11 protein-coding genes and 1 pseudogene are annotated in these 10,678 nt (G+C 35.9%); 5 read left to right on the top strand and 7 right to left on the bottom strand.

The window, feature by feature from the left end:
• The first annotated feature begins 113 nt into the window (after positions 1-113).
• Both ltrA and ACVWXS_RS09560 read left to right on the top strand, forming a co-directional pair.
• Positions 114-1,889 (top strand): group II intron reverse transcriptase/maturase, encoded by a 1,776-nt coding sequence (gene ltrA, locus ACVWXS_RS09565; protein ID WP_456957899.1) that lies wholly within the window; start codon positions 114-116, stop codon positions 1,887-1,889.
• A gap of 318 nt (positions 1,890-2,207) precedes the next feature.
• Positions 2,208-3,464, top strand: coding sequence for an ATP-binding protein (locus ACVWXS_RS09560; RefSeq protein ID WP_456957897.1), 1,257 nt, complete (start codon positions 2,208-2,210; stop codon positions 3,462-3,464).
• 310 nt (positions 3,465-3,774) lie between these two features.
• On the opposite strand, the gene ACVWXS_RS09555 is transcribed toward ACVWXS_RS09560, so the two are convergent.
• Both ACVWXS_RS09555 and ACVWXS_RS09550 read right to left on the bottom strand, forming a co-directional pair.
• A complete protein-coding gene (locus ACVWXS_RS09555) occupies positions 3,775-4,050 on the bottom strand; it encodes an AbrB/MazE/SpoVT family DNA-binding domain-containing protein (RefSeq protein ID WP_456957895.1) in 276 nt (91 codons plus the stop codon).
• 294 nt (positions 4,051-4,344) lie between these two features.
• Positions 4,345-4,785, bottom strand: a pseudogene (locus tag ACVWXS_RS09550) (type IV secretory system conjugative DNA transfer family protein); the annotation flags it as partial.
• 209 nt (positions 4,786-4,994) lie between these two features.
• Between ACVWXS_RS09550 and ACVWXS_RS09545 the strand changes: the two are divergent.
• Positions 4,995-6,110 carry a methionine biosynthesis PLP-dependent protein gene (locus ACVWXS_RS09545; RefSeq protein ID WP_427421608.1) on the top strand — a complete coding sequence of 372 codons (1,116 nt, stop codon included), beginning with the start codon at positions 4,995-4,997 and terminating at the stop codon, positions 6,108-6,110.
• Positions 6,111-6,112: 2 nt separating this feature from the next.
• The gene (locus ACVWXS_RS09540) at positions 6,113-7,273 is read left to right on the top strand and encodes an aminotransferase class I/II-fold pyridoxal phosphate-dependent enzyme (RefSeq protein WP_456957893.1); all 1,161 of its coding nucleotides are present in this window, start codon (positions 6,113-6,115) and stop codon (positions 7,271-7,273) included.
• 81 nt (positions 7,274-7,354) lie between these two features.
• Here the strand turns inward: ACVWXS_RS09540 and ACVWXS_RS09535 are convergent, their stop codons facing one another.
• Positions 7,355-7,783, bottom strand: a complete 429-nt coding sequence (locus tag ACVWXS_RS09535; protein ID WP_368636761.1) for an NUDIX hydrolase — start codon at positions 7,781-7,783, stop codon at positions 7,355-7,357.
• Positions 7,784-7,951: 168 nt separating this feature from the next.
• Here ACVWXS_RS09535 and ACVWXS_RS09530 point away from each other — a divergent pair, with 168 nt between their 5' ends.
• Positions 7,952-8,077, top strand: coding sequence for a hypothetical protein (locus ACVWXS_RS09530; RefSeq protein WP_456957890.1), 126 nt, complete (start codon positions 7,952-7,954; stop codon positions 8,075-8,077).
• 165 nt (positions 8,078-8,242) lie between these two features.
• Here ACVWXS_RS09530 and ACVWXS_RS09525 read toward each other — a convergent pair whose 3' ends face one another.
• The 4 genes from ACVWXS_RS09525 to ACVWXS_RS09510 all read right to left on the bottom strand — a co-directional run bounded on the left by ACVWXS_RS09525 (position 8,243) and on the right by ACVWXS_RS09510 (position 10,617).
• Positions 8,243-8,581 (bottom strand): cupin domain-containing protein, encoded by a 339-nt coding sequence (locus ACVWXS_RS09525; RefSeq protein ID WP_456957888.1) that lies wholly within the window; start codon positions 8,579-8,581, stop codon positions 8,243-8,245.
• A 299-nt stretch (positions 8,582-8,880) separates the two neighbouring features.
• On the bottom strand, positions 8,881-9,213 hold the full coding sequence (locus tag ACVWXS_RS09520) for a hypothetical protein (RefSeq protein WP_456957886.1): 333 nt from the start codon (positions 9,211-9,213) through the stop codon (positions 8,881-8,883).
• 387 nt (positions 9,214-9,600) lie between these two features.
• Positions 9,601-9,753 carry a YpzG family protein gene (locus ACVWXS_RS09515; RefSeq protein ID WP_068984661.1) on the bottom strand — a complete coding sequence of 51 codons (153 nt, stop codon included), beginning with the start codon at positions 9,751-9,753 and terminating at the stop codon, positions 9,601-9,603.
• Between the two features lie 69 nt (positions 9,754-9,822).
• Positions 9,823-10,617 carry a nucleotidyltransferase domain-containing protein gene (locus ACVWXS_RS09510; RefSeq protein WP_456957884.1) on the bottom strand — a complete coding sequence of 265 codons (795 nt, stop codon included), beginning with the start codon at positions 10,615-10,617 and terminating at the stop codon, positions 9,823-9,825.
• Positions 10,618-10,678 lie beyond the last annotated feature (61 nt).

Here is a 10,678-nt window from a genome sequence, read left to right as displayed (position 1 = left end):
ACACTAATCACCTCATGATTAGTATGCGAGAAAGTGAATCAAAAGTGTACATCTTTAAGTGAGTGCGTTTGTACATGTAGATCTTAGCATTTGTACATAGCGAGTATTATGACATGCAGTATCATCTCGATACGTTATATGCTCAAAGTGCTAATGGTCAAAACTTTTATGATTTAGTAGAGCTGATGCAATCGGATGAAAATATCCGACTTGCCTACCGTAATATTAAGAAAAATACGGGTAGTCAAACGGCTGGGTTTGATGGGCTTACCATCAATGACGTAAAAAGCCTTTCCACTTCAGAAGTCATCGAGAATGTACGGAAAATGTTTTCATTCTACCAACCGCAAGCTGTTCGACGTGTCTTGATTCCAAAGTCAAATGGAAAAACTCGCCCGCTGGGTATTCCAACGATTTGGGATAGGTTGTTCCAACAATGTATCTTGCAAGTGTTAGAGCCAATATGTGAAGCGAGATTTTATAAGCACAGTTACGGATTCAGACCGAACCGTAGCACACATCATGCCAAAGCACGCTTTGAAACATTAATTAATCGAGGATGTTTCTATCATTGTGTAGATGTTGATATAAAAGGCTTTTTCGATAACGTGAACCATGCGAAACTACTTAAACAAATGTGGGCAATAGGGATTCGGGATAAAGCTTTATTATCCATTATTTCTCGATTATTAAAAGCAGAAATTGTTGGTGAGGGTTTACCGATAAATGGTACACCACAAGGTGGGATTCTCTCTCCATTGTTATCAAACATCGTATTAAACGAACTTGATTGGTGGGTTAGTCATCAGTGGGAAAACTTCCAGACAAAAAAAGTCTATAAAACACCACCTAACAAGATGCAAGCTTTAAAAAAGACCAACCTAAAACCTTGTTATATTGTCCGTTATGCGGATGACTTTAAAATTTTATGTCGAACTCGTTCACAGGCGATAAGAATGTACTACGCGGTAACTGATTTTCTGGGAAATCGCCTCCATTTAGAGGTTAGTGAAGAGAAATCAAAAGTAGTAAATTTAAAGAAAAACTCCTCAGAATTCTTGGGGTTTCGCATAAAAGCCCATCGAAAGAAAACAGCGAAACGTACGCTATATGTTGCACACTCTCATATGACGGAAAAAGCATTGAAAAACGCTCAACTAACGATTGTACAAGCTGTAAAAGCGATTCAGAGACACCAATCAGTAGAAAATGTATGGCGGTTTAATACGGTTGTAATGGGGATTCAAAATTATTACGCCGCAGCGTCACACGTCACAAAAGATTTAAATAAGCTGAACCACCGCACACATCGAACTATGCATAATCGACTGAAAGAAATGAGAAAAGAAACAACGTTCACAGACTTCACGGAATCGTTACAGAAACGGTATAAAGGATACGAATGTAAGTTGTACAAGATTAAAGAAATGATTTTCGTTCCTATTCACGCCCAACGTTGCCGAGTTAATCTCAATTTCTCACAGGACATTTGTAATTATACTACCAAAGGTAGACACAAAATCCATCGCAATCAACGAGCGATTCCTAAAGAAATCCTCACTTATGTGATGAAACAATTTATTCCACAACGCTCCATTGAATATAATGATAATCGCATTAGTCGGTTTATTACTCAATATGGAAAATGTGCTGTAACTGGTGTCTCACTAGGTTTCAATGGTTGGCACTGTCACCATAAAACACCGTATTATTTAACACAGGACGATTCCTATGGCAATTTAATGATTATCCATGAATCAATTCACCGACTAATCCACTTAAAAGACCTCGAGAAAATACAAATGCTCCTCAAAGCATTGAAATTAGATGAAAAGCAACTACTGAAAGTAAATGAATTGCGTAAGCAATGTCTGAACGCCACAATCTGACTCTACATAGCAACTTAGCCTACACATAAAAACTGAATGAATTGGATTAATGGGAACGCCGTATGCTGGGAAACTCGCACGTACGGTGTGAAGTGGGGGAAAAGCCGGAGATAACGTCAAAGGCTTACCTATCACTATAAGATCATTGAGTTGCATAGGCAGCTCTTTTTCTTTTTGAGCTAACGGGGCAGGTTAGTCAAATTTTTTTTACACTTTTTTCAACATCTTTCTTTTTTTGAAAAAATGTTTATAATTATCTTAACCTTTTCTGTTTTATCACTTTTCTAACATTTATTACTCAATTTAGGGGCGCTGATCATGGGGATAACGACATTATTATTAAATGCATTCATTATTATCATTTGTATTTTTTTCTATCAAATATTTTGGTTAGATAAAGATGGAAAAGAAGCGCGTAATACTATATTAATTTCCTTCCTTTCATCCATTGCGGTTGTTCTTTGTATGACATTCCCGTTTAAGTTTAATTATGGATACATATATGATTTACGGCTTATCCCAATCCTTTTAGCTGTTCTCTATGGTGGTTTTAGGAGTTTTATTTTTATTACTGTTATATTTGTTTCTTACCGTTTTTACTTAGGCGGAGACGGAGTCTACCCTGCAGTTATTGTATATTTTATGGCCACTTCCATTACTATGGTATCCCATTATTTTCTTGCTGGTTATTATAAAAAAAGAAAAATATTGTTCAGCTTATTGCTTATGTCTCTTTGCACTATTTCCTTTTCTACATTCGCTTTAATGAACCAAATACAGATAAACGATAAAGTTCAACCTGATTTTATTCACTTTTTATTCAATTATATAGTGATCAATATTCTGACTGTTTTATTGTCTCTTTATTTAATTGAAGGAATGATAGAAAGGTTTAAAATGAAAGAAAAAATTCACCGTGCAGAAAAATTTATGGTGACTTGTGAATTAGCAGCGTCTATAGCCCATGAAATAAGAAACCCGTTGACTACGGTATATGGATTTATGCAGATGTTTAGTAAAAACGAAATCTCTGAAACACAAAAGGATGACTATTTGCAAGTCATGCTAATGGAGTTAGAAAAAGCGCAACTCGTTATTAACGATTATTTGTCCCTTATAAAACCACAAAATGTTTCAAGAGAATTATTAGATATTAGACCAATTGTTGAGCAAGTAATAGAGGTTATTTTACCGATCGCCATCCAATGTAATGTTAAAGTTGAAAGCGATAATGAATGTTCCCATTATATATATGCCAACACCGATAATCTAAAAATGTGTTTAATTAACATTGCAACGAACGGGATTGAAGCCATGACTAATGGAGGGATGCTCCGAATTAATGTGAAAAAGGTAAAGAATCGTATTGTGATTGATATTATTGACACAGGAATTGGAATGTCTTCTGAGGAGATAAATCGAATCGCTATGCCGTTTTATTCTATAAAAGAGAAGGGAACCGGGCTAGGTACGATGATTGCATACAGTATTGTAAAAGGATTAAACGGAGATATAGAAATAAAAAGTGAAAAGGGCAAGGGAACACGGTTTTCTATTATTATTCCTTCTTCCTAATAGAAATCGTAGGGCAAAAAAATTTCGACGATTTAGAGCTTGCTGCTAAAGTACAGTTCGAAAACGAAGAATTTAAAGACGAAAAAGAAATTGAGAAAATATCCGGATACAATAACGCAATAGTATCCATTTTGGAGTGTATAAACCCAATGTATTTTTATGATTTAAATGATTAAAACAACCTTAATTGAATAAGATTGTGAAGTATTACACTTAAACTAACGAGGGCTTTAGTTGAACAAGAGCTTAAAAAAAATCAAACTTATTTACAGCTTAAGAAAAATGCCGCCTTAAAGGCGGCTGATATTTATTAACGGGCAGCTTGTATTTTCTCAAGCAATTGTAGCAAAATTTTTTCTCCTTTTGAACTTAAAACAAGGTTTCCGTTGGCATAGGACTTGTTTTCACTTGTTATTTCTCTCATGACTATACAAGGCATTCGATGCTTACGCAATATAACCTGATCATTCACAACATTTATCTCTACGGGGTCTTTATCCTCAATTTTTAGCTTTCTTCTAAGCTCCATTGGAATAGCGATTCGCCCAAGCTCATCCACCTTTCTTACAAAACCTGTGCTTTTCATAATGTACATCTCCTTTAAATTAATTAATTCTCAACTTCTTCTCAGTTCAAGAAAATTTCATCATAAAAAAACTCGGAAAGAGTCATTTCGAACCCTTTTGATATTTTTGTAATTGTAATGATCGATGAAGACTTCGTTTTCCCGCGCATAAACTCTGATACAGTAGGTTGATGCATTTGACCTTCTGATTAATTCGTTTATTAACCATCCTTTTTCATTACATAGCTGCTGTATTCTTGTTCTTATTGCATCGTTAATATTCATTAAAATTCTCTCCTTTGGATCGATCTCTCTTTAGATAGCAACGCTACTTTCATTTCCTGATTCGTCCAGAGTTGTAATTGATAATTTCGGTTCTTGTCTTACTGGAGCTACTTCAGCAGCACTATTTTCTGTTGTTTTAGCCTTCCCTTTTTCAAGTGCTGCCAAGTATTTGTCGATGTCAAAACAGTATTTATCCCCTTTAGAATGGTATTTATATCTAGGGTGTATCGTTAAATCATATTTTTTGTCTTTGAATGGTCTTTTACCGATAATTTGAACAATGCATGTATCACGTTCCATTGTTAGCAATTCATCATGCGTCATTAATTCCCTACCTAATTTAGAGGAATTTTGGCCAAAACTATCGTGATTAGAACGTGATTTTGATTCGTTATAATCATTAATTGTTTCTTTCCCTAATTCTTCACTTAGCGACTTTACTGTTGCCTTTTCTTTACCACCTAAGAATACAATTCTTTATTTAACTCTCCTCCTTTTTACATCTCCTACTATTCCTAGGTGATTTCCTAAGAATAATATCACCAATTTTCTGAAATTATCTTGTTCTTCTTTAGTATACATGTTAAATTGATAACAATTATTTAGAATATGGGAAATGAGTTCTAGTCTATCAGTATATTTTGACTTCCCGTTATTATGATAAAGAAAAGAGTGACGACATGACAAACAACAGAAGCATTGAAACAAAACTTGTACAACTTGGTAATTTAAGTGATCCGAGAACAGGCGCTGTCAGCCCACCGATTCATTTATCGACAGCATATAAACATACAGGAATCGGTGAATCCACTGGTTTTGATTATGCACGTACCAAAAATCCAACTCGTGCCCTATTAGAAGCTGGAATTGCTGATTTAGAGGGCGGAGACATGGGCTTTGCCTGTAGCTCTGGTATGGCAGCCATTCAACTAGTTCTATCATTGTTTAAGCCTGGTGATGAATTAGTGGTACCTGATGATTTATATGGAGGTACATATCGACTTTTTAATTTCTTCGAAGAGACATATAATATTAAGCCTGTTTACTCTAAATTTGAATCAGTTGAGCAGGTAGAAGCTTTAATCACTGACAATACACGTGCCCTTTTCATCGAAACGCCAACAAACCCACTTATGCAGGAATTTGATTTAGAAGTGTATGCTGAATTAGCTCATAAGCATGGCGCATGGTTAATTGTAGATAACACGTTCTATACACCTTATTTCCAACGCCCTATCGAGTTAGGTGCAGATATTGTCCTTCATTCAGCTACTAAATATATCGGCGGACATAATGATGTATTAGCTGGTTTAGTTGTTGCAAAAGGAGCAGAATTAGCTGAACGTATTGGCTTTATTCACAACGGTAGCGGTATGGTATTAGGTGCGATGGATTCCTGGTTGCTGATTCGTGGCTTAAAAACAATGCATCTTCGATTAAAGCAGCACGATGCAAATGCGAAAGCAATTGCTGCCTATTTAGAGGAAGAAGAACTTGTGACAGACGTGCTGTATACAGGAAAAGGTGGCATGCTATCATTCCGCTTGAAACAAGCTGAGTGGATTGACCCATTCCTTCGTAACTTGAAGCTAATTACTTTTGCCGAAAGCCTTGGTGGTGTTGAAAGCTTTATTACATATCCTGCCACTCAAACACATGCAGATATGCCTTACGAAGAGCGTATTGAACGTGGTGTATGCGACAGATTACTGCGCTTCTCAGTTGGAATAGAAGAGGTAGAAGATTTAATTGCTGATTTAAAACAAGTATTCGATATCCTTAGAAAAGAGGCATAAAGATGAAGCAACATATTGAAACAAGCCTTATTCACGCTGGGGTTCGTGACGGCTATGAAAATAAAAAGGGTGCAGTTAATGTGCCTATGTATTTATCATCTACTTTCCATCAAGAGAGTATCGATGAATTTGGTGAATATGACTATGCGCGATCTGGAAACCCTACACGTGATGCACTAGAAAAAGCAATCGCAGAGCTTGAAGGTGGTGTACGTGCACATGCATTCTCTTCTGGGATTGCTGCAGTTTCAGCGGCATTAATGCTACTTTCTCAAGGTGATCATATTGTGATTACTGAGGACGTTTATGGTGGAACGTACCGCTTTGTTTCCAAAGTTTTACCACGTTTCGGTATTTCCCATACTTTCGTGGATTTCTCAGATTTAGCAGCGGTTGAAGCAGCCATTACTCCAGCAACAAAGCTGCTCTATATGGAAACACCGTCGAATCCAACACTTGGCATCACAGATATTCGCGGGATTGTTGCTCTAGCCAAACAGCATCATTGTTTAACCTTTTTAGATAATACTTTTATGACACCTTTACACCAACGTCCACTTGAGTTAGGTGTCGATGTTGTTATTCATAGTGCTACAAAGTTTTTATCTGGGCACTCCGATATTATCGCAGGATTGACAGTAACTGCTGACGAAAAGCTTGGTCAGGAGCTGTACTTTATCCAAAATTCATTCGGCAATATATTAGGTGTACAGGACTGCTTTACTCTATTGCAAAATATTAAAACAACAGATGTGCGTTTTAGTCGTTCTGCTGAATCAGCACAAAAGATTGCGGAGTTTTTAGCTGAAAATTCCCTTGTCGAGCAAGTATACTATCCAGGGCTTGCATCTCATCCTGGCTATGAGATTCATCATCGTCAAGCCACGAGTGCAGGTGCAGTACTATCCTTCCGTCTACCAAGCTATGAAGCTGCTAAAGTACTTGTAGAGGCGATGAAAATTCCTGTTTTCGCTGTCTCTCTTGGTGGTGTTGAATCAATTTTATCCTACCCTGCTAAAATGAGCCATGCAGCCATGGAACCCGAAGAACGAGCAAAACGCGGTATTACGGATGGACTATTACGTTTCTCAGTAGGACTAGAGCATGTTGATGATCTGATTGCAGATTTCGCTCAAGCATTAGATGTTGCCGCAAAAGCTTAGAAAATGACAAAACAACCGCGTCTCTTTTATTTAGAGACGCGGTTTTGTTCAATTAAATGTAGCTTTTATATAGATGACAAATCAATTTTTCACACGAGCCAATACTCGATGCAAATAATCTCCATGTCCTTGTGCTAGTGTCACTTCCTGCTCGCTTGAGATCCAGTAAAATGAAAACACAAAACCTGACTCGTTTACACCTGTAGGACAATGTTGCCATGTATCTCGTTTTTCATTCGTAGTTAAATGGTAAAAATAACGTTTTTGCAGAACCCCTGAATGATGATTAAAATAATCTTGGGCAATTAACCCCTTAACGGTTAAATGGGGTAAACCTGTCTCCTCAAACATCTCTCGGGTTACAGCCTCTAACGGTGTTTCCCCTTTCTCTACCGTGCCTTTAGGAATTTGAATTCCTGCTCCTTCTGTATTTTGCTCAAATACTAGCACCTGTAACCGACTCTCATGCTCTCTCGTAATATAGCCAAACGCTTTTTCAACAACTTGCATGAAGTCCATCCCCCTTCGAGTAATTTAATGTTACAATAAATAGAAAATTTAGAATTGCGGGTGAAAAGTGTTGACATTAATTATACGACAGATGGTAGAGAATGACATCTTTTTTGTGCAAGAAATTGCCAAGAAAAGCTGGCTTGAGCTTACTCTCACTTCGTTCTAGTGATTCTGATATTTTTATCAGCGATGTTTGATGCTTTATCAGCGATTCTGGCTCTTTTATCAGCGATGTTCGAGGTTTTATCAGCGATTCTGGTACTTTTATCAGCGTTCGAGGTTTTATCATAATTCTACACGATTGACATGAATTATCATCATGCGAAGGGCTTTATGAAAATGGAGGAGTTTGATGACATTTTCGATGGGCATATATTAAAAACAGTTAAACTCAGCTTAACAATAGAGTAGCGGAGCTATAATCTACGCAGTTACTCATTGTGATAAGAATGTAATCTATGCAAGATTGATATGCTCGGATTGGATGACTAAAGCTGTTAACCCTGTTTCACTTCCTGATTCATGTGCCTCTCCTGTTTGCCAAAGAACACCGTCTCCAGTCTTAATGATTACTTTCTCTTTATCCTCACCGCAAATCCATCCTTCGCCCTGAATAACTATAAATAACTGTGGAACGGGAGCTTCATGCATTCCAACAACACCACCTGGCTCTATATAAATGAAGCCATTATTTGCAGGCTCCACCGTTTTCATGATTTTCGTATAAAAAGCATCGATCGATTGATAATTGTTAATTTGATTGGCCAACTCTTGTGTGAAATTATATTTTTTCATGTAAACATATTTTCCTTTCAATTTTTTTTGCTACCATCCTATACATTAAAACATCATCTATATATTTATTATTATGTAGCTTAATTTCATTGATTTTTCTTCCTTCTTCAACAAATCCCATCTTTTTAAGACTTTAACCCCTTGTTGTGAAGCTGTAGTAGTGATTATTAATGCGATTGATTTATTGTGCATTTTATACAGGAAATAGTCCGTAATAACTTTAAATACCGAGTATGCTATTTTTAGTATACTCGGTATTTAATAATCGAAGTACATTGTTTATTGTGTTTGTCTGTTGCTTATATAATAAATTGGTTACGCCCTTCTGTTGTGTAGTAATCAATTTCTTCTTGAATGTCTAAATTGTCTTCGATAGGCTTTATTGTCACTGTTTTACCCTTTTCATAGTCGCCATAATCTCTAATATATGACCTAATACTAGAGTCATCTTTTATATTAACAAACGTTTCATAATCTACTAATTCACCTTCCACATGCAATGAACAGTACACTATAAATTCGTTATCATAACAAGTCTTACATAAACCCTCATCATATGGTTCGTAATCATCATCATCAAAAGCAACATGCTGTCCACATGCTTCACAATCATATTCTGCAACTAATGACATATTGAATTCCTCCTTAGTGTTTATAAATTATTTAAATAGCTAACATATTACGTCCTTTTGAATTGTCTCCCCTTTAATTTATGTTAAAGATTATATCAGATTAATTACAAATTATTGAATATAAAATAATAATTGGGTCCAAAATCATGCATTAAGTTCATCACCATAAGTTAGGGATGATAAGTTAAAACGTATGCTATTGCATATAAGTTGATTGTAGTGAGGCTGGGCGACTCCTTAGGGATCACAGATGAGACCCTGAAGAGAAGCAGCTCATCGGAGATCACCCCACATTGATAAGCCATACATATTATTCTCTTTGATTTTGGAAAACAAAAAAACCCAGAATAAATTCTGGGCATGATGACACTTACTTTTCTAGCATGATTAAAACTGACGGGCTTTTGCTTCGCTTCTCAAGATACGGTTATGAAGGGTAATCTCCGTTTCCCCGTTAACTTGAGATTTTGAGTGCTTAATCCTTGACCAGTTGCGGTGGATTTTTTGAGATTTCGGGTCTAAATGTTCAAACCTACTCATTTGCCATCCTCCTCATCATTATAGATTTCATAAGTGAAATCTGTGTTAGTATGACCTTGCAAGTAAAAATTATTCAGCTTTTCCCCACACTTCTTGCAATGTACTTCTAAATAACGCATCTAATTTTTGTGTTGGATCATCAACTTTGATATTTAAATTTTTACAGTAAGTCTCAATATGCTTTATTTCTTTATCTAAATACTCATTAATACTTTCAATACGCGGCTCCATATTTAGTTCTTCACCAGCCATTTTTCTCTTTAACAATTGCTGAATCTCCGTTTTTAAAGAGCCTTCAGGAATGATTTCATTTAATAATTCTTGAAAATCAATTGGTGGTACCGTTTGTTTTTTTTCTATCCATTTACATGCCAAAACCGGTCTTAGTACATAAAAATATTTTTTTATTTTAACTTCTGAACTTTGCAAATATTCCCGATAGTTGTTTTTAGCCATGTTTAAATAGTGATATAAGCTTGCGTTTGGATAAAATACTTCATTTTCCAATAATCGTACATTGTCAATGAATGAATATTGCTGATCATAAACAATATTGCTTCGTAACCATTCTAAAAGCGGTGGATTACTTTTACGAAATAGCCTTAATGCTTTTGTTATTTCCCAGCCACTAATATCCAACAAATCATTAATAGGCATTTCAATAACATCTCTCTTAGCACCAATTCCTTGTGGATCTATTGAAAGATACCACTGTGGTTGATGAATATAAATGAAACGAACATCATAATCACTGTCCTTGGAAGGAAATCCCCAAGCGCGACTACCCGATTCTACCGCATATAAAATTTTTATTTGATACTCTTTTTCGATTTCTTTTAATTTATTTAGTATCATTTCTTTCATTTAAATACACCACTTTCCAAATTCTTCAAAACATTTTAAAAACCTTCTATCACAGCTATGA

Source organism: Lysinibacillus sp. TE18511 (assembly GCF_054062295.1).
The sequence above is the reverse complement of the archived record's forward strand: the minus strand, read 5'-3'. Positions and strand labels throughout refer to the sequence as shown.

Excerpts from the sequence above, each read along its gene's own strand:
- ltrA (WP_456957899.1), top strand. The coding sequence starts at position 114 with ATGCAGTATCATCTCGATACGTTATATGCTCAAAGTGCTAATGGTCAA.
- ACVWXS_RS09560 (WP_456957897.1), top strand. The coding sequence starts at position 2,208 with ATGGGGATAACGACATTATTATTAAATGCATTCATTATTATCATTTGT.
- ACVWXS_RS09555 (WP_456957895.1), bottom strand. The coding sequence starts at position 4,050 with ATGAAAAGCACAGGTTTTGTAAGAAAGGTGGATGAGCTTGGGCGAATC.
- ACVWXS_RS09545 (WP_427421608.1), top strand. The coding sequence starts at position 4,995 with ATGACAAACAACAGAAGCATTGAAACAAAACTTGTACAACTTGGTAAT.
- ACVWXS_RS09540 (WP_456957893.1), top strand. The coding sequence starts at position 6,113 with ATGAAGCAACATATTGAAACAAGCCTTATTCACGCTGGGGTTCGTGAC.
- ACVWXS_RS09535 (WP_368636761.1), bottom strand. The coding sequence starts at position 7,783 with ATGCAAGTTGTTGAAAAAGCGTTTGGCTATATTACGAGAGAGCATGAG.
- ACVWXS_RS09525 (WP_456957888.1), bottom strand. The coding sequence starts at position 8,581 with ATGAAAAAATATAATTTCACACAAGAGTTGGCCAATCAAATTAACAAT.
- ACVWXS_RS09520 (WP_456957886.1), bottom strand. The coding sequence starts at position 9,213 with ATGTCATTAGTTGCAGAATATGATTGTGAAGCATGTGGACAGCATGTT.
- ACVWXS_RS09515 (WP_068984661.1), bottom strand. The coding sequence starts at position 9,753 with ATGAGTAGGTTTGAACATTTAGACCCGAAATCTCAAAAAATCCACCGC.
- ACVWXS_RS09510 (WP_456957884.1), bottom strand. The coding sequence starts at position 10,617 with ATGAAAGAAATGATACTAAATAAATTAAAAGAAATCGAAAAAGAGTAT.